The sequence below is a fragment of the Frigoribacterium sp. CFBP 8751 genome (genome assembly GCF_014841545.1).
Classification (GTDB): Bacteria; Actinomycetota; Actinomycetes; order Actinomycetales; family Microbacteriaceae; genus Frigoribacterium.
This window is the reverse complement of record NZ_JACYUB010000001.1, coordinates 1157753-1177605: the sequence shown is the minus strand read 5'-3', so window position 1 is coordinate 1177605 and position 19853 is coordinate 1157753. Positions and strand designations below refer to the sequence as shown.

The following is a 19853-nucleotide window of genomic DNA, read 5'->3' as shown; positions in this document are numbered from 1 at the left end:
GTGGCGTCACGCCCGTCGCGCCCGACGCGCCCGACGCGCCCGTCAGTCGCGGAAGTACACGTCCTGGGGACGCACGAGCGTGAGCACCGGGGCCTCGGTGCCACCCCGGCCGGGGTCGCCGGCACGACCGTCGACGAGCACGCCGTGGCCCAGCCCGATCAGGGCCAGGCTGCGCATCGACTCGGTGCCGGCACGGAAGTAGTCGTTGTGACCGAGGGCACCGGACAGGGGACGGCCCGTCACCGTGTCGGAGCCGCCGCCCATGTGCAGCACGACGGCACCGAAGGCCGCCGTGGCCGGGTCCGCCCCGAAGAAGCCGCTGCCCGCCACGGGGTCGAAGCTGCCGGCTGCCGCGTAGACGTCGGTTCCGCGGACGGCCAGGTCGCCCGCGTCGGGCACGACGCTGCCGGGCGACCCGAGCAGCACGAGCGAGTCCACCGCGACGCGTCCCGACGACAGGGCGATCGTCGCCGTCGTCGAACCGTACGAGTGCGCCATGACCGACACCCGCGGTTCGTCGTCCGCGCGAGCCGCGTCGAGCCCGGCGAGGGCGCCCTCGAGGTGGGCGGCCCCCCGCTGGGCCAGTCCGAGGTCGTAGAAATTCGTCAGGTCGGGCGTCTGGTAGCCCATCCAGGCCACGACGGCGACGGTCGGCACGGGCCCCGGCCCGCCGCGTCCCAGCAACGTCGCCCAGGTGGCCTGCTCGTCGTGCAGGGCGCCGGCGGTGTTGGTCCAGTCGACGAGCTGGTCCGACACGGTGAAGAGCATGCCGGGCACGAGCAGGCTGACGTCGTCGGCCGTGTCGAGGTCGCCGACGGTGACGGCGGCGCGGCCGGGCAGGACGGTGTCGAGGGCGACGAGGTGCCGGTCGGCGGTCCCGGCGAAGGGCACGTCGTGGGTCGCCCCGTCGAGGGTCGCACGCACCTGCTCGAGCATCGCGAGGCGCCGGAGATCGTCCGGTCGCTCGGCGTCCGAGCCGATCCGACCGGCGACGGCCGTGGTCGCGTAGCGCAGGAACTGGCGGTTGGCGGTGTCGCGCACCGAGTACGGGACGCCCTCGAGGTTGCCCACGACGCCGGGCACGGCGTGCGCTAGCACCGTCCGTCGGTCGTCACCCAGGTCGGACCACCAGGCCGCCGCGTCGTCGGGCGGGACTTGTCCGCCGACCGCCGCCACGAGTGCCGCCGCGTCGTCACCGTCGGCGTCGAGCGACGCGGCGAACCGTTCGACCCCGGCCGAGGAGGCGCGGGTCAACTGGTCGAGGCAGGCCTCGGCCGAGAACGTGCTCGCCTCGACCCCCCGGCAGCCGTCGAGCTCGGGCACGGCCCGACCGTCCCGCACCGGAGCCGGCCCGGGCACGTCCTGGACGGACGCGTCGACGAGCGACACGGCGGCCGGGCGGTCGAGCGCCCGGACCGTCGCGGAGGTCACGGTCGGAGCATCGGCCACCCCGGCGAGGTGCACCGAGGCAGAGAGCATCGCTGTAGCGAGGAACAGCACGTCGGGTCTTCCCCCTCGTCACGTGCCTGTACCCCGGCTCCCTACTGCTGGAGAACGACACGTCCTCACACCTTAGGAAAGAAAAGCACCCCTGACCAGGGAAATCACGAATCAGGCGACCCCTCGTCCCCCACCTGGGGGACAACGAGAGCCGCCGGGCCCTCCTTAAGGAGGACAGCGAATTGCTCTGCGTCGATGATTCGTACCCCGAGCTGTTCGGCCTTGGTCAACTTCGAGCCGGCCCCCGGTCCGGCCGCGACGAAGTCGGTCTTCTTGCTGACGCTGCCGGCGGCCTTGCCCCCCGCCTCGACGATGGCCTCGAGAGCGCCCTCGCGGGTGAAGCCCTCGAGGCTGCCGGTCGCCACGACGGTCACCCCGGCGAGCACTCCCCCTGCTGCCTCGGCCGCTCCCGGGCCGGGGTGACCCGGAGTCGTGAACTGCACACCCGCGGCCGCCCACCGATCGATGATCTCGGTGTGCCAGTCGACGTCGAACCAGGCCAGCAGCGCGTCGGCGATGATGCCGCCCACGCCGTCGACCGCCGCGAGCTCGTCGCGTGAAGCCGCCCGGATGGCGTCGAGCGAGCCAAAGTGGTTCGCGAGGGCGCGAGCTGCGACCGGTCCGACGTGCCGGATGCTGAGACCGACCAGGATGCGCCACAGGGGGCTGGTCTTCGCCTTCTCGAGGTTGGCGAGCATCTCGAGCGCCGTCTTGGACGGCACCGAGGTCTCGTCGCCCGAGAACTCGCCCGCCGTGGGGTCGTACGTGCCGTCGCGCTTGGCGCGCTTGCGCCGGAACGGGGTGACGAGTTTCGGCTGGCCGTCGGCCTCGAGCTTCTGCATGCCGGTCTCGGCATCACGCACGACGACCCGTACGGGGAAGATGTCGGCCATCGTCAGGCTGAACAGGCCCGCCTCGGTTCGGAGCGGCGGCGTGGCCGGCTCGACGGGCTGCGTCAGCGCGGCGGCGGCGACCTCGCCGAGGCCTTCGACGTCGAGCGAGCCACGGGAGGCGATGTGCTCGACGCGACCGCGAACCTGCGCCGGGCAGCTCTCGGCGTTGGGACAGCGGAGGTCGATGTCGCCCTCTTTCGCGGGCTTGAGCGGGGTGCCGCACTCGGGGCAGTCGACGGGCATGACGAACTCGCGTTCGGTACCGTCGCGCAGTTCGGTGACCGGGCCGAGCACCTCGGGGATGACGTCGCCCGCCTTGCGCAACACGACGGTGTCGCCGATCAGCACGCCCTTGGCCTTGACCACCTGCTGGTTGTGCAGGGTCGCCTGACGGACCTCGCTGCCGGCGACCTCGACCTTTTCCATCACGGCGAACGGCGTGGCCCGCCCCGTGCGTCCGACGCTGACGACGATGTCGAGCAGCCTCGTGTTGACCTCTTCGGGCGGGTACTTGAACGCCGTCGCCCAGCGCGGGGCCCGGCTCGTCGCCCCGAGCTCGTCGTGCAGGGCGAGGTCGTCGACCTTGACGACGATGCCGTCGATCTGGTGCTCGACCGACGAGCGGCGCACGCCGTAGTCGTGGATGAACGCCTCGACCTCGGCGACCGTGTCGAAGACGCGGTAGTGGGTCGAGATGGGCAGCCCCCACCCGCCCAGCAGGTCGTAGACCTCGGACTGCGACCGCACCTCGGTCGCGCGTTCGAGTTCGCGCACCGGCCAGGCACCGATCCCGTGCACGAGCATGCGCAGGCGACGGAGGCGCGCGTGCATCAACTCGCGCTTCTCGGGGCTCTTGCCCTCTTCTTTCTGACGCAGCGAGCCGGCGGCGGCGTTGCGGGGGTTCGCGAAGACGCGTTCGCCGGCCTCACGCTGCTGCGCGTTGAGCTCGTCGAACTCGCTGACCGGGAAGAAGATCTCGCCCCGCACCTCGACGAGCGGGGGGTGGCCGGTGCCCTCGAGGCGCTCGGGGATCGTGCCCATCGCGAGCACGTTGCCGGTCACGTCTTCGCCGACGACGCCGTCGCCGCGCGTGGCGGCGGTGACGAGCACTCCGTCTTCGTAGCGCAGGTTGATCGCCAGGCCGTCGATCTTCAGCTCGGTGAGGAACCGCACGCGCTCGGCGCCGGCGTCGCGCTGCACCTTGCCGGCCCACTCGGCCAACTCGTCGTCGCTGAACACGTTGTCGAGGCTGAGCATGCGCTGGGCGTGTTCGACGGGTGCGAACTGGGTGGTCTCGGCCCGGCCGCCGACCGTCTGCGTTGGACTGTCGGGCTTCTGCAGCTCGGGGTGCACCCGCTCGAGGGCGTCGAGGCGTCGCACGAGCCCGTCGTAGTCGGCATCGGCGACGGTCGAGCCGTTGCCCTCGTAGTACTGGTCCCGCAGCTCGAGGATGCGGGTCGTCAGCCGTTCTGCCTCGTCTCGCGCCTGGGACAGGTCGTCGGGGACGCCGTCCGTCTCGACCGCCGACCCGGAGGCGGCGTCGGTGCCGGTCTCGCTCATCGTCGGTCGCCTCAGGCGGTGGCGGCAGCGGGGACCGGAACGGCGCTGACCGTGCGGTCGATCGTGCACTGCCCGAGGACGCGGGTGCCGACGTAGACGACGGCGGTCTGCCCGGGGGCGACGCCGTTGAGGGGTTCGCGAGGTGTGATCACGAGTTCTTTCTTACCCTCGACCACCGACACCCGCGCGACGGCGGGAACCGGGTCGGCGTGGGCACGGATCTGCACGTCGCAGTCGAACGCGACCGTCGGGTCGACCGGGGCGAGCCCGGCCCACGTGTACGAGCCGCCGGCGATCTCGGCGATGTCGAGAGCCTCTTTCGGTCCGACGACGACCGTGTTGTCGACGGGCCGCACCTCGAGCACGAAGCGAGGTTTGCCGTCGTCCGAGGGGAACCCGATGTTGAGGCCCTTGCGCTGACCGACCGTGAAGGCGTGCGCGCCCTCGTGCGAGCCGACCACGGCGCCGCTGCGGTCGAGGATCTCGCCCGTCTCGGCACCGACGCGCTCGGCGAGCCACCCGCGGGTGTCGCCGTCGGGGATGAAGCAGATGTCGTGGCTGTCGGGCTTCGACGCCACGCTGAAGCCGCGTTCGGCCGCCTCGGCCCGCACCTCGGCCTTGGAGGGCGTCGCCCCGAGCGGGAACATCGAGTGCGCGAGCTGCTCGGCGGTGAGCACGCCCAGGACGTACGACTGGTCCTTCGCCCAGGCGGAGGCGCGGTGCAGCTCGCGATTGCCCCGGTCGTCGGTGAGGATGGTCGCGTAGTGCCCCGTGCAGACCGCGTCGAAGCCGAGCGCGAGCGCCTTCTCGAGCAGGGCGGCGAACTTGATGCGCTCGTTGCAGCGCATGCAGGGGTTGGGAGTGCGACCCGCGGTGTACTCGGCGACGAAGTCGTCGACGACGTCGAGCTTGAAGCGCTCGGAGAAGTCCCACACGTAGTAGGGGATGCCGATCTTGTTGGCGGCGCGCTGGGCGTCCATCGAGTCCTCGATGGTGCAGCAACCCCGGCTGCCCGTCCGCAGCGTGCCCGGCATGCGGCTGAGCGCCAGATGCACCCCCACCACGTCGTGGCCGGCCTCGACCGCCCTCGCCGCGGCGACCGCCGAGTCGACTCCACCACTCATCGCTGCCAAGACCTTCATCCGACAAGTGTACGCAGCGGGCCTAGGGTGGCGGACGACATGTCTTCCTCCTCCCCCGCCTTCAGCATGCGGTCGGTGGCCCTCGCGGCGTTCCTGCCCGCGGCGCTCTTCGCCATCGGCGAGGGGGCCATCATCCCGATCATCCCCGTGGTGGCGAGCGAGCTCGGCGCCTCGCTCCCCTTCGCCGGCTTCGTCGCCGCGCTCATCCTCGTCGGCGAGCTGATCGGCGACATCCCGAGCGGATGGCTCGTCAGTCGCATCGGCGAGCGCACCTCGATGATCGGCGCCTCGCTCGTCAGCATCGGCGGTCTCGTCACCTGCCTGCTGGCGCCGAACGAGATCGTCCTCGCCGTCGGCGTGCTGGTCATCGGCCTCGCGACCGCGGTCTTCGCCCTCGCTCGGCACGCCTTCATGACGAGCTTCGTGCCCGTCGAGATCCGCGCCCGGGCCCTGTCGAGCCTCGGCGGCGTCTTCCGGCTCGGCTACTTCGTCGGCCCGTTCCTGTCGGCCGGGGTCATCGAGCTGACCGGGTCCGTCCAGTCGGCGTTCGTCGTGCACATCGTCGGCTGCCTCGGTGCGGCCGTCGCGCTGCTCGTCCTGCGTGACCCGTCGGCGGCCTTCGGCGTCCGGCCGGGTCGCGGCACCGAGGACGGCGCCGACCTCGTCGCGAGGGAGGCCCAGGGGCTCTTCGGCACCCTCTGGCGTCACCGCGGCGTGCTGCTGAAGCTCGGCAGCGGCGCGGCCCTGATCGGCGCCATGCGCTCGGGCCGCCAGGTCATGTTGCCGCTCTGGGCCGTCAGCATCGGCCTCGGGGCGTCCGAGACCGCGATCATCATCGGCATCGCCGGCGCCGTGGACTTCGCGTTGTTCTACACGAGCGGCCAGATCATGGACCGCTTCGGGCGCCTGTGGAGCGCCGTCCCCTGCATGGTCGGCCTCGGCCTCTCGTACCTCGCGCTGTCGGTCACGCACGACCTCGACGCGAACGTCGGCTGGTTCGTCACCGTCGCGATCCTGATGTCCCTGGCCAACGGCGTGGGCAGCGGCATCCTCATGACGCTCGGCGCCGACCTGGCCGACAAGGGCGACCCCGCGCCCTTCCTCGGCGCCTGGCGCTTCACCGGGGACGCCGGCAGCGCGGCCGCTCCGCTCCTCATCTCCGGGGTGACCGCCGTCGTGTCGATCTCGCTGGCCAGCGGGGTGATGGGCGTGCTCGGTCTCGTGGGCGCGGCGATCCTCGTGCGCTACGTGCCCCGGTACTCACCGCACGTGCCCCGGTCGAAGCGCTAGCACCTCCTCGTCCGCCGTTCCGGCCCGAGGCCGTCGTCGGTACACTCGGTCTGCCGCGGGAGTGGTGGAATTGGCAGACACGCAGGATTTAGGTTCCTGTGCTTTCGAGCGTGAGGGTTCAAGTCCCTTCTCCCGCACGACCCATCTGAGGCCCCGGGAACGCCGGCGACCACGACCGGAGAACACCCGATGCTGCCCCTCGTCTCCATCCCCTGGCTCAACCCCGAGTACCTGCTCACGTCCTTCGGCCCGTGGGCCGTGCTCGGCGTCTGCCTGCTCGTCTTCGCCGAGACGGGCCTGCTCGTCGGGTTCCTGTTCCCGGGCGACACGTTGCTGATCATCACGGGCATCCTCGCCGCGACCAACCCCGGGGCCCTCGGCCTGCCGATCTGGCTCATCGCGATCTTCATCAGCATCGCCGCGTTCGCCGGTGGCGAGCTCGGCTACCTGATCGGCCACAAGGTCGGCCCGCGCATCTTCGAGCGGAAAGAGAGCGGCCTGTTCAGCGTCGCCAACGTCAACCGCACGAACGCCTTCTTCGAGCGGTTCGGCCCGATGGCCGTCATCATCGCCCGGTTCGTCCCGGTGATCCGGACCTTCGCGCCCATCATGGCCGGCGTCGGCCACATGAGCTACCGGCGCTACTCGCTCTTCAACGCGATCGGCGCCGTCGTCTGGGGCATGGGCATCACGCTGGCGGGCTTCGGCATCGGGCACATCCCACCCGTCGCGGACTTCGTCAGCTCGTACATCGACCTGATCCTGCTCGGGGCCGTGCTGGCCACGGTGATCCCCATCGCCATCCATTACTTCCACGGGGTGCACCAGGCCAAGAAGGCCGAGGCCTCGGGCGAGGTCGAGACGCCTCAGGTGTCGTCCGCGCCGCACGACGCCTGAGCACCGCGGGCACGCAGGCGGCTGCCGGCCGCACCACCCCGAGGAGGCGCGCGCGGCTCAGTCCGCCAGCGCGGCCACCCGGGGTGCGATCGCCCGGAACGCCCGGGCGCGGTGGCTGACGGCGTTCTTCTCGTCCGCGGTGAGCTCGGCCGCGCTGCGGCTCTCGCCCTCGGGGCGGAAGACGGGGTCGTAACCGTGCCCGTTCGAGCCGACCCGCGCCTCCAGCACCTCGCCGTGCCACTCGCCGTACTCGACGTGCTCGACCCACTCGCTCGCCTCGGGCGGCCCGTCGGGGCCCCCGGTACCGGCGGGGCTCGGCACGACGAGGGCGGCGGCGCACGAGAACCACGCCGAGCGGTCGTCGGCACCGTCGAGCTCGGTCAGCAGCTTGTCGACGTTGTCGTCCGCGTCGCGGGTGCCGGCGTAGCGTGCCGAGTGGATGCCGGGAGCCCCGCCGAGGGCCGCCGCCGAGATGCCGCTGTCGTCGGCGAGCGCGGGAAGCCCGGTGTGACGTGCTGCCGCACGCGCCTTGATCAGGGCGTTGGCGGCGAACGTGTCACCGTCCTCGACCGGCTCGGGGCCGTCGTAGGCGACCAGCTCGACGCCCGGCGCCGTCTCGGCGAGCAGCAGCCGCAGCTCGGCCACCTTGCCCTGGTTGTGCGTGGCGATGACGACGCGGGTCATCGGCCGAGGGCCTCGCGTTGGAAGCGGCTCAGGTCGACGGCGCCGGCGACGGCGAGGTCGAGGAGGGAGTCGAGCTCGCGCCGGTCGAACGGCGCTCCCTCGGCCGTGCCCTGCACCTCGACGAACGACCCGCTGCCCGTGACGACGACGTTCATGTCGGTCTCGGCCCGGACGTCCTCGACGTAGGCCAGGTCGAGCATGGGCTCGCCGTCGATGATGCCGACCGAGACCGCCGAGACGCTGTCGGTCAGCGGCGTGGCCTTCTGCCCCACGAACTTCTTCTCGCGGCCCCACTCGATCGCCTGGGCCAGGGCGACGTAGGCGCCCGTGATCGCGGCGGTCCGGGTGCCGCCGTCGGCCTGCAGGACGTCGCAGTCGAGCACGATCGTGTTCTCGCCGAGCGCCTTGGTGTCGACCACGGCCCGGAGGCTGCGGCCGATCAGGCGCGAGATCTCGTGCGTGCGTCCACCGATCTTGCCCTTGACGCTCTCGCGGTCGTTGCGCGAGTTGGTGGCCCGGGGCAGCATCGCGTACTCGGCGGTGACCCAGCCCTTGCCCTTGCCCGTCAGCCAGCGGGGCACGCCGTTCGTGAAGGACGCGGTGCAGAGCACCTTGGTGCCGCCGAACGTGATGAGGGCGCTGCCCTCGGCGTGGGCGCTCCACCCGGTCTCGATGGTGACGGGTCGCAGATCGGTGGTGCTGCGCCCGTCGGCGCGGACGGTCGTGCTCGTGGTGTCGGTCATGATGCCTTCTCTCGGCGGTGGTGGACGGTGGCGTCGGGGTCGTCGACCCCGAGGGACGCAGGAGGCGCGGGTCAGGTCCGCTCGACGGTGCGGAGGTTCGTGGGCAACTCGATCGCCCCCGTCTCGAGGTGACCGACGCGCGAGACCTCGGGCCCCAGGAACCGCCGGGCCAGGCGCAGGAACGCCTTCTCGTCGGGCCCGGTGGCCTCGAATTCGTGGTGTGGCTCGCCGCGGTCGGTGCGCTCGAGCCCGTGCTGGACGAGCGTGCGGTAGACGTCGGCCGCCGTCTCTTCCGCGCTGGACACGAGCCGGACGTCGGGGCCCACGACGTACTGCACGGCCGCCGACATGAGGGGGTAGTGGGTGCAGCCCAGGACGAGGGTGTCGATGCCGGCGTCGCGCAGCGGAGCGAGGTAGCCCTCGGCGACGGCCCGCAGCTCGGGGCTCGACGTGTCGCCCGCCTCGACGAACTCCACGAAGCGCGGGCAGGCCTGCGTGAACAACTCGAGGCCCGCGGCGGCGGCGAAGGCGTCCTCGTAGGCCCGCGAGTTGATCGTGCCCTCGGTCCCGATGACGCCGATGCGGCCGTTGCGCGTCTGCTGCACGGCGGCGCGCACGGCCGGCTGGATCACCTCGACCACGGGGATGCCGGCGCCGATCGTGTACCGCTCGCGGGCGTCGCGCAGCACGGCGGACGACGCGGTGTTGCAGGCGATGACCAGGAGCTTGACGCCCTGGGCGACGAGGTCGTCCATCACGGCGAGGGCGTACTCGCGCACCCGGGCGATGGGCTTCGGTCCGTACGGCGAGTGGGCCGTGTCGCCCACGTACCGGATGGACTCGTGGGGCAGCTGGTCGATGATCGCCCGCGACACGGTCAGGCCGCCGACGCCGCTGTCGAAGACTCCGATGGGTGCGTCCGTCACGACCACGAAGCCTACCCGTCGCGAGCCGCGCCCCCCGGGACGACCGGGCGAGCCTAGGCTGGCGGGGTGACCAGCGCGCTGTTGACCGACCGGTACGAGCTCACCATGGTGGAGGCCGCCCTCAAGGCGGGCACGGCCCACCGGGACAGCGTCTTCGAGGTGTTCGCCCGACGCCTGCCCGAGGGACGGCGCTACGGCATCGTCGCGGGCACCGGTCGGTTCCTCGAACTCCTGGCCGACTTCCGGTTCGGCGACGACGAGGTGGCCTGGCTCCGCGAGGCGGGCGTCGTGGACGCCACGACGGCCGACTGGCTGGCCGACTACCGGTTCTCGGGCGACATCTGGGGCTACGCCGAGGGCGAGGTGTACCTGCCCGGGTCACCGCTGCTGGTCATCGAGTCGACGTTCGCCGAGGCCGTGCTGCTCGAGACCCTGGCGCTGAGCGTCTTCAACTACGACTCGGCGGTGGCCAGCGCGGCGGCGCGCATGGTCTCGGCCGCCGACGGGCGCCCCCTCGCCGAGATGGGTTCACGTCGCACGGGCGAACGCAGCGCCGTGGCCGCGGCCCGGGCCGCGTACATCGCGGGCTTCGGCGCCACGAGCAACCTCGAGGCCGGACGGTCGTGGGGCGTTCCGACGATGGGCACCGCGGCCCACGCGTTCACGCTCCTGCACGACACCGAGGAGGACGCCTTCCGCGCCCAGGTCGACACGCTGGGGCCGGGCACCACCCTGCTCGTCGACACCTACGACATCCCCGAGGCGGTGGCCACGGCCGTCCGGGTGGCCGGGCCGGGGCTCGGAGCGGTGCGCATCGACAGCGGCGACCTGCCGTCACTGGTGGGACAGGTCCGCACCCAGCTCGACGAGCTCGGCGCGACGGGGGCGAAGATCACCGTCACGAACGACCTCGACGAGTACACGATCGCCGCCCTGCGCGCGGCCCCGGTCGACTCCTTCGGCGTGGGCACGTCGGTCGTCTCGGGCTCGGGCCACCCGGCCGCCGGCATGGTCTTCAAGCTGGTCGCGCGTCGCGGGGACGACGGCGCCTGGGTCTCGGTGGCGAAGAAGTCGGCCGACAAAGCCACCGTCGGTGGACGGAAGTCCCCCGTGCGCGTGATCGTCGACGGGGTCGCCACCCGCGAGCTCATCCGCGTCGGATCGTCGGAGGTCGCGGCCGGGGAGCGCCCGCTGCACGTGCCGCTCGTGGTGGCAGGAGAAATCGACACCCGTCACACGGGAGCCGAGGGCGTGGCCCGCGCGCGCCTCCATCGAGCCGCGGCCGTGGCCGAGCTGCCCGACCAGGCGCTGAGGCTGGGCCGTGGCGAGCCGGTCGTCCCGACCGTCTACGCCTGACCCGGCGCCGGCTTCACTCGGACGTCATCTTCTCGTAGATCTCTTTGCAGGTCGGGCACACCGGGAACTTCTCGGGATCGCGACCAGGCGTCCACTTCTTGCCACAGAGCGCCTTGACGGGCTTGCCGCTGAGCGCGGACTCCATGATCTTGTCCTTCTTCACGTAGTGCGAGAAGCGCTCGTGGTCGCCCGGGTCGATCGCCTCGTCGTTCAGGAGCTTCTCGAGCTCGCGGTCCATGACGTCGAGGCCGCCGCCCGTCTGCGTGTCAGTCATGCAGACATCGTACGTCGACCTCGACTCAGCTGCGGAGGGCGAACGCCAGGAGCTCGGGCGCTCGCCGCGAGAAGACCCGGGCGCCGAGGGCCACACCCGCGACCAGCACGACAAGTCCCACGCCGACACCGAGCGCCAGCGCCCAGGTGCCACCCGCCGGGTAGCCCGTGATCAATCCGCGACCGGCGAACCAGAGCGCGGGTGCCGTCGCGAGGACCGCTCCCCCGATCATGACGGTCTGCGCCCAGGCCGCGGTGGCGCCGTTCGACTGCGGCTGCTGGAACGGGTCGTCGTGCGGACGGACCGTGGCGTAGGGCATGAGGGCCGACACCAGGCTCGACAGGCCGAGGCCGCTGAGCAGGAAGCCGGCGCTCACCCCCAGCTCGGACGGCAGCGCCTGCCAGTCGCCGAACAGCCAGGTCGCGACGACCGAGCCCAGCACGACGAGAGGGACGCCGATCAGCAGTGGAGGCGCGAGTCGCCCCACGCGGTCCGCCAGGCCCCGCGTGTCGGACGCCACGTGCATCCAGAGGGCCGTGCTGTCGTAGGCCACGTCGTTGTGCGGCAGGAATCCCAGGATGAGACACATGATCGGCACCGGGACGAGCGCCAGCCAGTTCCAACTGACGCCCGCGATGCCGAGGGGGACGACGAGCAGAGGCAGGAACGGGATGATGACGAGCGACATGCGGTATCGCGCGTCGCGCATCCAGTAGGTGAGGCTGCGGCCGGCGACGGCGCCGGTCGGCGAGGCCCGGACGTACTCGAACCAGCCGAGGCCGTCGCCGTCGTCGACCTCTTCGGGTTCGGGCCGGTCGACGAACGCGCGAGCGACGAGTGCCCGCCAGGCGAGCCAGAGGGCCACGAGCGAGACGACGGCGATGGCGACGTCGGCCACGACGCGACCCGTCTGGCCCGCGGCGACGTGGCCGGGAAGCGCGAGCGCGGCCCCGAAGGGCGTCCAGGCGAGGGCGTCCGCGACGACGCCGGTGCCCGAGCGGCCGGGCAACGAGAGGCGGACGAGGTCGACGATCACGGGCACGGCCAGCAGGACGACGAGCACGGCCCCGACGAGCGCGAGCTCGCGACCGCGACGGGACGTCAGCACGACACTGTTCAGCGTCGAGGCCACGAGGGCCAGCAACAGCGCCGTGACGCCGGCGACGAGGGCGCCGACGACGGCGATCGCCGCGACGCCGGTGCCCTCGCCCCAGGCACGGACGTACCCGGTCGAGAGGACCAGCAGGGCCAGCGTGGGCAGGCCGATCGCGGCACCGAGCGCGAGGCCGACCGCTGCCCCTCCCTCGGACACGCCGAGGACGGCGAGACGGCGGGGGTCGCTCCAGGCGGGACGGACGGTCGCGAAGGGGACGACGGCGAAGCCGACCAGCAGCAGGGAGCCCCCACCGACCGCGAGGGCGCGGACGTCGTCGAGGGGCGCGTCGCGCAGGCCGCTCACGAGGCTCGCGACGGCGATCGTGACGATGAGGACGGCGAGCACGGAAGCCACGGCGACGGTCAGGCGGCGCGGACCGAAGCGGACCGTGTTGCCGATCGTCTGGAGCCTCAGTCGGAGAAGTTCTGCAACCATTCCATGCCCTCCGTGACCGCGCGCCCGCCGGCGAGCTCGACGAACCGCTGCTCGAGAGAGCGTCCGGCCCGGACCTCGTCGACCGTGCCGCTGGCGAGGACGTGACCGTCGACGATCACCGCGACGCTGTCGCAGATGCGCTCGACGAGGTCCATGCTGTGACTCGACAGCAACACCGTCCCACCCCCGGCCACGTAGCGCTGCAGGACGTCCGTCACGGTGGCGGCCGACACGGGGTCGACCGACTCGAACGGCTCGTCGAGCACGAGGACCCGGGGCGAGTGGATGATCGCGGCGGCCAGGGCGATCTTCTTCGTCATGCCCACGGAGTAGTCGCTGACGAGACGGCCGAGCGCGTCGTGCAGGCCGAACGCGGTGGCGAGGTCGGAGGAGCGCTTGCGTGCCGTGACGCCGTCGAGCCCGCGGAGGGTCGCCGAGTAGTAGAGGAGCTGCGCACCGGTCAGCCGGTCGAAGAGTCGCAGACGGTCGGGGAGGACACCGAGCGACCGCTTCGCCGCGGCCGGGTCGCGCCAGACGTCGGCCCCGAGGACGGTCACCGTGCCGGCGTCGGGTCGCAGCAGACCGGTCACGATCGACAAGGTGGTCGTCTTGCCGGCCCCGTTCGGACCGACGATTCCGTAGAACGACCCGGCTCGGACCTCGAGGTCGACGTTCTCCACCGCGACCGTGCCGCCGTAGCGCTTCATGAGCCCTGAGATCGCGAGCACCACGGGGGCCTCGGCGTCGACCTCGCGCGCCGCTCGCACCGAGCCCTCGTCGGCGGAGGTCCGTTCGGTCTCGACGGCGACGCCGTCCTCGGCCTCGGAGAGGTCGCCGACGGTCTCGTCGGTGGTGGTCGTGTCGTCGTCGTCCGGGGCGGTCGACGGAGAGTCGCCGGCGAGCGCGTCGTCGAGGGCGGCGGGCGACTCCTCTTCGGCGGTCACGGCATCACCGAAGTAGTCGTCGGCCGAGACGGGGACGACGACGGTGCCCTCCGTCGTGACTCCTGCGTCGGCCAGTTCGGCGACGACCTCTTCTTCTGCGGCCCTCGCCGCCGCCTCGGCCCGGGCGCGCGCGTTCGCGGCGCGGGTCGCTGCCGCCTTCTTGGCCGCCGCCGACCGATCGGCGGCGGTTCGCTGAGAGGGCTTGCGAGGCGAGGAGGGCTTCCGGGGCGCCGAGGGCTTGCGAGCCGTCGACGGTTTCGTCACCGGCACGCGGGGCGTCGGGGCCTCGGTCGTGGCGGCCGTCCCCTCGGCCACGTCCCCCGCGGTCGTCGCGTCGTCGTCCACTGTGTTCTCCCCCTGGTCGGATGCGCCCACCGCTCCGACCGTGTCGTCACCCGGCGTCGAGTCGGGGGCGATTTCACCCACTTCGTCCTCGCGCCGTCCAGCCATCGCCCCACCGTACCAAGGCCACGACGCCGACCGGACGACGGGAGGCGCATATCACGAAAGGGACACGCTTCGGGGCCGTTCCCTGGCTGCTCCTGGCCTGATCGGGTAGTCTTCAACGGCACGACGACGTGTCCAGATCGATGCTCCGCGGTGAACACCGCTCGAACACGAGGCGAATCGCACCCAGAGACGGGTCCGGTCCGCACCGCCGGGGCCACCGCAGAGCCCGTCCCGCACGGGCTCGCCCCTTGTGAGGAGACCAGCGTGAGCAAGAACGACACGAACCACCGCCAGCAGATCGTCATCCTGGCCGCCGGGCTCGGCAGCCGTCTCGGCCGCTCGCTGCCCAAGGCCTTGACCGAGCTCCACGACGGTCGCACCATCATGCAGCAGCAGTTCGACAACATCCGCGACGCCTTCGGGCCCGACGCCCGGGTGACCGTCGTCGTCGGCTACAAGTTCGAGCACATCGTCGAGGCCTTCCCGTCCGCCTCGTTCGTCTACAACGAGATGTACGACCAGACCAACACGTCGAAGAGCCTGCTCCGCGCCCTGCGGGCCAGCGCCTCCGGCGGCGTGTTGTGGATGAACGGCGACGTCGTCTTCGACCCGACGGCCCTCACCCGTGCGGCCCGCCTCGTTCGCGACGACCAGTCGTTCGTCACCGTCAACACCTCCAAGGTGTCCGACGAAGAGGTGAAGTACACGACCGACGCCGAGGGCTACATCGCCGAGCTGTCGAAGCAGGTCAAGGGCGGGCTGGGCGAGGCCGTGGGCATCAACTACGTGTCGAAGTCCGACAAGGCGACACTCATGCACCAGCTCTCCAAGGTCGACAACCAGGACTACTTCGAGCGTGGCATCGAACTGGCCATCGGCCAGGACGGGCTACGCTTTGAGCCCGTGGACATCTCCGACCTCTACGCCGTCGAGGTCGACTTCGCCGAAGACCTCGAGCGCGCGAACCTGTTCGTCTGAACCGGGCCGTCTCCCGACGGCCGCGTGCCGCTACGCGATGTCCTGAACGAGAAGGACGTCCGTGAGCACTGACCTGGCCGAACGGCCCCGTCGCAGCGGCTTCGCGCGATACCGCCAGACGCTCTGGTTGCTGACGAGTCGCGACCTCAAGGTCCGGTACTCCACTTCGAAGCTCGGCTACTTCTGGTCGATCCTCGACCCGCTCGTGATGTCGGGCATCTACTTCTTCGTCTTCTCGGTCGTGTTCAAGCGCTCGGTCGGCGACGAGCCGTACATCGTCTTCCTCCTCTCCGGCCTCTTGCCCTGGATGTGGTTCAACGGCGCGGTCTCCGACAGCACTCGGGCGTTCATCCGCGAGGCGAAGCTCGTCCGATCGACCAAGATCCCCCGGACGATCTGGGTGTTCCGACTCGTGGGTTCCAAAGGCATCGAATTCGCCCTCAGCCTGCCCGTCCTGGCCTTGTTCGCCGCCGTCGGAGGGGCCCAGTTGCACTGGCAGGTGGTGTTCTTCCCCTTGGCCATGGTCATGCAGACCGTACTCGTCGCCGGGGTGGGGCTCGTCGTCGCACCACTCGTCGTGTTCTTCCGCGACCTCGAGCGCGCCACGAAGCTCGCCCTGCGGTTCGCCTTCTACGCCTCGCCCATCATCTACGGCACCCAAGACCTCCCCGGGAGCCTGCACCTCCTGGCCGCGTTCAACCCGCTGAGCGGCATCTTCGGCCTCTACCGGTCGGCGTTCTTCCCCGAGCAGTTCGACCTCACCGAGGTGCTCGTCGGCGGTTCCGTGTGCGTCGTGGTCCTGGGCGTCGGGCTGCTCGTCTTCCGGGCCAGCGAGCGTGCCGTGCTGAAGGAGATCTGATGTCCACCACCGGACAACGCCCCGTGATCCGCGTCGACGGCGTCGGCATCCGCTTCCGCCGCAACCGGCGCGGGCGGCGATCGTTCAAGGACCTCTTCGCCGACAGCAGCAGACGGTCGCGACCGGGCGAGTTCTGGGCCCTCCGCGACGTCAGCTTCGAGGTCCGACCGGGCGAGGCCATCGGCGTCGTGGGACGCAACGGCCAGGGCAAGTCGACGCTGCTCAAGCTGGTGGCCGAGGTGATCCTGCCCGACACGGGCACCGTCGAGGTGTCGGGCGGCGTCGCCCCCCTCATCGAGATCACCGGTGGCTTCGTCGCCGACCTGACGGTGCGGGAGAACGTGTACCTGACCGCCGGCCTGCACGGCATGACCCGCCCCGAGATCGACCAGCGCTTCGACGAGATCATCGACTTCGCCGAGATCGGCGACTTCGTCGACACCCCGTACAAGCACCTCTCGAGCGGCATGAAGGTCCGCATCGCGTTCGCCGTCATCTCACGGCTCGAAGAGCCCGTCGTGCTGGTCGACGAGGTGCTCGCCGTGGGTGACAAGGCCTTCCGCGAGAAGTGCTACGCCCGGATCGGCGAGATGCTGGCCGACGGTCGCACGCTCTTCCTCGTGTCGCACAACGAACGCGACCTCAAGCGGTTCTGCCGACGGGGCCTCTACCTCGACAAGGGTGCCCTGGTGTTCGACGGCCCCCTCGACGACGCCCTGGCCCGGTACGCCTCCGATCACCCTCCCCGCCCCTCGGCGTAGTGTCGAGGGGTGCCCGAACGCAGTCAGCCCCACAGCCCCGATCACGCCGCCTCGACGACGGACGCACAGCTCGCCGCCCGCGACGCCGCGAACTCGACCGAGTACCACTACCAGACGTCGGCGCCCGACCGGTCGGACGACGCCGCCTGGGTGCGACGTCTCGACAAGCTGTTGGCCGTCCAGCGTCCGGTCGTCGTCAAGCACGTCGCCACGCTGCGGCGGCGTCACAAGAAGGCGACACCACAGAAGCTCATCACCATCCTCGAGCGCGAGTACCTCGCCGCGGTCACGACCGGTGGGGCCGCCGTCGGGGCCAGCGCGGTGATCCCCGGTGTCGGCTGGGGTGTGTCGCTGGCGCTCTCGGGCGTCGAGACCGCCGGATTCCTCGAGGCGAGCGCACTCTTCGCCCAGTCCGTGACCGAGGTCCACGGCATCGCCGTCTCGGACCCCGACCGCGCCCGGGCACTGGTCATGGCGATGCTGCTCGGCGGTCCCGGTGCCAGCCTCGTCCGTCAGTTCGCCGGCGAGGCCATGGGCACGGCTCCGGCCCGGACCGCGTTCTGGGGCGAGCTGGTCACCTCCAAACTGCCGAAGGCGGCCATGAGCGGCCTGACCGACACGATCCGCAAACAGTTCATCCGGCGATTCGCTGCCTCGCAAGGGGCCTCCGTCCTCGGGCGGGCCCTCCCGTTCGGCATCGGGGCCGTCGTGGGAGGGACGGGCAACCACCTGCTCGGACGCAAGGTCGTCACGACGGCCCGCACGGCGTTCGGTGCGGCGCCGGCCGAGTTCCCGGTCGCCCTGTCCCTCTGAGCAGCCGGCCGGGGGCGGCCGGCGTGGTCGGCCACGTCCCCTTCGACGGGTCCTCCCCAAGAGGCCGTCGTCCACAAGGACTCGAGACGACCCTCGGCGGCCGCTCCTAGGGTCGACGACATGACGTCGACGTCCCTCGCCTACACCGTCCCCTTCACCCTCGACCGCTCCCGCGCACCCCGCGTCTACCGATTGCTCAACGACTCCCCCGAGACCGTGACCGGCGTCCGGGTCACCCTCGTCGGCACGGGGCTGCTCGTCCCCGTCGCGACCACCCGGCTCGACCCCGGCGACTCGGTCGACCTCTGTGTGCTGGGTGTCGAACTGGCCCGCAGCGCGATCGCCGTCGTGCGGTGGTTCCGGCCCGACGGCGACGAGTACCTCTGGCGGTTCAGCTTCTGACCTCCGGGGTGGACGAGTCCTGCCGGGTGGGGGGCCGCGTCAGCTGGTGAGCCGAGCCCGTCTCTCAGCGACGTAGTCCGCGGCCGTGAATGCCTCCAGGAGGGGCGGCAGGTGATCGACCCCGAGGCCGGTGACCAGCACGGCCGGGTCGACACCCAGCACCACGGCGAGCCGGACGATCGTGTGCAGCACTGGGTTCCCGATGCCACGCTCGATCTTTCCGTAGTTCGACACGTTCATGCCCGCGAGGTGGGCCACCTCGTCCTGGCTCAGGCCGAGCCGCAGGCGCTCGTCGCGGATGCGTTCTCCGAACTGGCGGGCGGCGGCGGACGTCGGTTCAGGCATGCCTCATGGATACGCTGCTCAGCGTCTGAGATCCAGAGTCCTCAGCACCGGGACATGAATGCCTCAGCGTTGAGAGGCTTTCCGTGCCCCGTCGCCGGGGTCAGAGGTCCGTCGCCTCCGCGTCGCTGGCCTCCTGCTCGGCGTCGTCGGCCGCACCGGCCGAGCGTGGTTCGTCGAACGACGGTCGGCGTGCGGCGTAGTCGTCACGCAGCCGCACGAGGTCCGCCACCGCGTTCTCGAACCGACGCGTGGCCGCCCCGGGCGACGTGTCGCCGAAGTGACGCCGTACCCAGTGATCGAGACGGCTCCGCGCCTCCGGATCGTCGACGACCCTGTCGACGAGAGAAACGATGTCGCCCGCGCCGTCGGCCGTCAACCACTCGGCGTCCCCGAGGTATCCCGACTCGTCGACGTCGGCCTCGACGGCCACCGGACGGGTCACGACGAGGGGTCGGCCCGTCGCGAGGCGGTCGTAGACCATCGCCGAGATGTCGGTCACGGCGACGTCCGCCGCGGCCAGTTGCCAGCCGAGTTCGGGCCCCTCGTCGTGAATGTGATGAGCATCGGGATCACGAGTGTTGGCCTCGGCCAGTGCCCGGATGATCGCCTCGTGGGCTCGCCGGTACCCGGGGTCGAGCACACCGCTGCGCGGGTGTGCCCTGTAGACGACCCGGTGACGCCCCGAGGCCAGCAGGGCCCTGACGAGGGCGAGGCCGTGCGTGGCGATCGACCCGTAGGCGGCCGCAGGACGGTCGCCCTCCCAGGTGGGGGCGTAGAGCACGACCAGACGGTCGTCGTCGGGGTAGGGCACCTCACCCGAGAAGTGGTCGGCCTGGGGCCGACCGATGGGCACGGCGCGCTTGTCGAGGTCGTAGTCCCAGAGCTTGGCGGCGAGTCGGTCCTTCGCGGCGTCGCCCGCGACGAAGGCGTAGTCGTACGCCTTGAACTGGTTCGTCGTCATGTACATCTTGTCGCTCTCGCCGTGGTTGACGAAGACGTGCCACATGCGGCCGTACCGCATCATCTGGAAGTTCTTCGCGTTCTGGTTGACGTACAGCGTCATGGCCAGGGGTTGAGCGGCGACGAAGTCCTCGAGGTCGGCCACCTTGCGGGCGTAGACGAGCGGCACCGGGCTCTCGTCGAGCATGGTGACCATCGTGCCCGGCGAGCGGACGACGACGGCGACGGGGAAGGTCTCGGCCAGGCGGGCGAGCGGGGCGTACCACTGTCGGATCTGGTACATGTTCACGGTCGTGTCGGCGAAGTACACGGCGACGCGGACGGTGCCCGGAGTGGGCGTCGCCGCCGCCCGTGGGTCGCGCTCGAGCCGACGTCGACTGCTGCGCGATCGGATGGCCCGGCGGGCCAGGCTCCAGGCGAGCCCCAGGTCTCGGGTCAGCGGCACATGCCCTCCTCGGGTCGGTCCGTCACCCCGATCGGCGCCG

Annotated in this window: 19 protein-coding genes and 1 tRNA gene; 9 read left to right on the top strand and 11 right to left on the bottom strand. The window is 71.2% G+C overall.

The annotated features are described in order from the left end of the window. Positions 1-42: 42 nt before the first annotated feature. The 3 genes from IFT88_RS17600 to mnmA form a co-directional block, all read right to left on the bottom strand. Positions 43-1431: an alpha/beta hydrolase gene (locus tag IFT88_RS17600; protein ID WP_192119303.1), complete on the bottom strand. Its 1389-nt coding sequence runs from the start codon at positions 1429-1431 to the stop codon at positions 43-45. A 173-nt stretch (positions 1432-1604) separates the two neighbouring features. After that, a complete protein-coding gene (ligA, locus tag IFT88_RS05620) occupies positions 1605-3953 on the bottom strand; it encodes an NAD-dependent DNA ligase LigA (protein ID WP_192119301.1) in 2349 nt (782 codons plus the stop codon). A gap of 11 nt (positions 3954-3964) precedes the next feature. Further along, a complete protein-coding gene (gene mnmA, locus IFT88_RS05615) occupies positions 3965-5095 on the bottom strand; it encodes a tRNA 2-thiouridine(34) synthase MnmA (RefSeq protein WP_192119299.1) in 1131 nt (376 codons plus the stop codon). Between the two features lie 39 nt (positions 5096-5134). Between mnmA and IFT88_RS05610 the strand changes: the two genes are divergently transcribed. The 3 genes from IFT88_RS05610 (at position 5135) to IFT88_RS05600 (ending at position 7282) form a co-directional block, all read left to right on the top strand. Beyond that, positions 5135-6385 carry an MFS transporter gene (locus IFT88_RS05610; protein ID WP_192119291.1) on the top strand — a complete coding sequence of 417 codons (1251 nt, stop codon included), beginning with the start codon at positions 5135-5137 and terminating at the stop codon, positions 6383-6385. A 55-nt stretch (positions 6386-6440) separates the two neighbouring features. Beyond that, positions 6441-6522: transfer RNA gene (locus tag IFT88_RS05605), tRNA-Leu, on the top strand. Positions 6523-6574: 52 nt separating this feature from the next. Next, on the top strand, positions 6575-7282 hold the full coding sequence (locus IFT88_RS05600) for a DedA family protein (protein WP_043595409.1): 708 nt from the start codon (positions 6575-6577) through the stop codon (positions 7280-7282). A gap of 57 nt (positions 7283-7339) precedes the next feature. Here IFT88_RS05600 and IFT88_RS05595 read toward each other — a convergent pair whose 3' ends face one another. The 3 genes from IFT88_RS05595 to murI all read right to left on the bottom strand — a co-directional run bounded on the left by IFT88_RS05595 (position 7340) and on the right by murI (position 9635). Continuing rightward, complete coding sequence (locus tag IFT88_RS05595; RefSeq protein WP_192119288.1) at positions 7340-7966, bottom strand: non-canonical purine NTP pyrophosphatase; 627 nt, start codon at positions 7964-7966, stop codon at positions 7340-7342. Beyond that, positions 7963-8709, bottom strand: a complete 747-nt coding sequence (gene rph, locus IFT88_RS05590; RefSeq protein ID WP_043595412.1) for a ribonuclease PH — start codon at positions 8707-8709, stop codon at positions 7963-7965. The genes IFT88_RS05595 and rph overlap by 4 nt, the downstream gene beginning before the upstream one ends. 71 nt (positions 8710-8780) lie before the next feature. Continuing rightward, positions 8781-9635, bottom strand: a complete 855-nt coding sequence (murI, locus tag IFT88_RS05585; RefSeq protein WP_056229732.1) for a glutamate racemase — start codon at positions 9633-9635, stop codon at positions 8781-8783. A 105-nt stretch (positions 9636-9740) separates the two neighbouring features. On the opposite strand from murI, the gene IFT88_RS05580 reads away from it, so the two are divergent. After that, positions 9741-10991 carry a nicotinate phosphoribosyltransferase gene (locus IFT88_RS05580; RefSeq protein WP_056229730.1) on the top strand — a complete coding sequence of 417 codons (1251 nt, stop codon included), beginning with the start codon at positions 9741-9743 and terminating at the stop codon, positions 10989-10991. A gap of 13 nt (positions 10992-11004) precedes the next feature. Here IFT88_RS05580 and IFT88_RS05575 read toward each other — a convergent pair whose 3' ends face one another. The 3 genes from IFT88_RS05575 to IFT88_RS17050 are packed head-to-tail and all read right to left on the bottom strand — an operon-like array spanning position 11005 to position 14250. Continuing rightward, the gene (locus tag IFT88_RS05575) at positions 11005-11265 is read right to left on the bottom strand and encodes a DUF3039 domain-containing protein (protein ID WP_043595414.1); all 261 of its coding nucleotides are present in this window, start codon (positions 11263-11265) and stop codon (positions 11005-11007) included. Positions 11266-11290: 25 nt separating this feature from the next. Further along, positions 11291-12856: an ABC transporter permease gene (locus IFT88_RS05570; protein ID WP_192119286.1), complete on the bottom strand. Its 1566-nt coding sequence runs from the start codon at positions 12854-12856 to the stop codon at positions 11291-11293. Next, positions 12832-14250 (bottom strand): ABC transporter ATP-binding protein, encoded by a 1419-nt coding sequence (locus IFT88_RS17050; protein WP_249408747.1) that lies wholly within the window; start codon positions 14248-14250, stop codon positions 12832-12834. The genes IFT88_RS05570 and IFT88_RS17050 overlap by 25 nt, the downstream gene beginning before the upstream one ends. A 264-nt stretch (positions 14251-14514) precedes the next feature. Here IFT88_RS17050 and IFT88_RS05560 point away from each other — a divergent pair, with 264 nt between their 5' ends. From IFT88_RS05560 to IFT88_RS05540, 5 genes are all read left to right on the top strand, one after another. Beyond that, positions 14515-15228, top strand: coding sequence for a phosphocholine cytidylyltransferase family protein (locus IFT88_RS05560; protein ID WP_043595417.1), 714 nt, complete (start codon positions 14515-14517; stop codon positions 15226-15228). A 61-nt stretch (positions 15229-15289) separates the two neighbouring features. Continuing rightward, positions 15290-16087 carry an ABC transporter permease gene (locus IFT88_RS05555; RefSeq protein WP_192119284.1) on the top strand — a complete coding sequence of 266 codons (798 nt, stop codon included), beginning with the start codon at positions 15290-15292 and terminating at the stop codon, positions 16085-16087. After that, a complete protein-coding gene (locus IFT88_RS05550) occupies positions 16087-16848 on the top strand; it encodes an ABC transporter ATP-binding protein (RefSeq protein ID WP_056229320.1) in 762 nt (253 codons plus the stop codon). The genes IFT88_RS05555 and IFT88_RS05550 overlap by 1 nt, the downstream gene beginning before the upstream one ends. A gap of 9 nt (positions 16849-16857) precedes the next feature. Continuing rightward, positions 16858-17661 (top strand): EcsC family protein, encoded by an 804-nt coding sequence (locus IFT88_RS05545; protein WP_231567101.1) that lies wholly within the window; start codon positions 16858-16860, stop codon positions 17659-17661. Between the two features lie 120 nt (positions 17662-17781). Next, the gene (locus IFT88_RS05540; protein WP_052505283.1) at positions 17782-18063 is read left to right on the top strand and encodes a hypothetical protein; all 282 of its coding nucleotides are present in this window, start codon (positions 17782-17784) and stop codon (positions 18061-18063) included. Between the two features lie 39 nt (positions 18064-18102). Here IFT88_RS05540 and IFT88_RS05535 read toward each other — a convergent pair whose 3' ends face one another. Together IFT88_RS05535 and IFT88_RS05530 are read right to left on the bottom strand one after the other, a co-directional pair. After that, positions 18103-18408, bottom strand: a complete 306-nt coding sequence (locus tag IFT88_RS05535; RefSeq protein ID WP_043595421.1) for a helix-turn-helix domain-containing protein — start codon at positions 18406-18408, stop codon at positions 18103-18105. A 100-nt stretch (positions 18409-18508) separates the two neighbouring features. Continuing rightward, complete coding sequence (locus IFT88_RS05530; RefSeq protein ID WP_192119282.1) at positions 18509-19813, bottom strand: CDP-glycerol glycerophosphotransferase family protein; 1305 nt, start codon at positions 19811-19813, stop codon at positions 18509-18511. Between the last annotated feature and the right edge of the window lie 40 nt (positions 19814-19853).

Coding starts and splice junctions, on each gene's coding strand:
- IFT88_RS05575 (WP_043595414.1), bottom strand. CDS start 11,265: ATGACTGACACGCAGACGGGCGGCGGCCTCGACGTCATGGACCGCGAG.
- IFT88_RS05550 (WP_056229320.1), top strand. CDS start 16,087: ATGTCCACCACCGGACAACGCCCCGTGATCCGCGTCGACGGCGTCGGC.
- IFT88_RS05570 (WP_192119286.1), bottom strand. CDS start 12,856: ATGGTTGCAGAACTTCTCCGACTGAGGCTCCAGACGATCGGCAACACG.
- IFT88_RS05610 (WP_192119291.1), top strand. CDS start 5,135: ATGTCTTCCTCCTCCCCCGCCTTCAGCATGCGGTCGGTGGCCCTCGCG.
- ligA (WP_192119301.1), bottom strand. CDS start 3,953: ATGAGCGAGACCGGCACCGACGCCGCCTCCGGGTCGGCGGTCGAGACG.
- IFT88_RS05595 (WP_192119288.1), bottom strand. CDS start 7,966: ATGACCCGCGTCGTCATCGCCACGCACAACCAGGGCAAGGTGGCCGAG.
- IFT88_RS05580 (WP_056229730.1), top strand. CDS start 9,741: ATGGTGGAGGCCGCCCTCAAGGCGGGCACGGCCCACCGGGACAGCGTC.
- mnmA (WP_192119299.1), bottom strand. CDS start 5,095: ATGAAGGTCTTGGCAGCGATGAGTGGTGGAGTCGACTCGGCGGTCGCC.
- IFT88_RS05535 (WP_043595421.1), bottom strand. CDS start 18,408: ATGCCTGAACCGACGTCCGCCGCCGCCCGCCAGTTCGGAGAACGCATC.
- IFT88_RS17050 (WP_249408747.1), bottom strand. CDS start 14,250: ATGGCTGGACGGCGCGAGGACGAAGTGGGTGAAATCGCCCCCGACTCG.
- IFT88_RS05540 (WP_052505283.1), top strand. CDS start 17,782: ATGACGTCGACGTCCCTCGCCTACACCGTCCCCTTCACCCTCGACCGC.
- IFT88_RS05600 (WP_043595409.1), top strand. CDS start 6,575: ATGCTGCCCCTCGTCTCCATCCCCTGGCTCAACCCCGAGTACCTGCTC.
- rph (WP_043595412.1), bottom strand. CDS start 8,709: ATGACCGACACCACGAGCACGACCGTCCGCGCCGACGGGCGCAGCACC.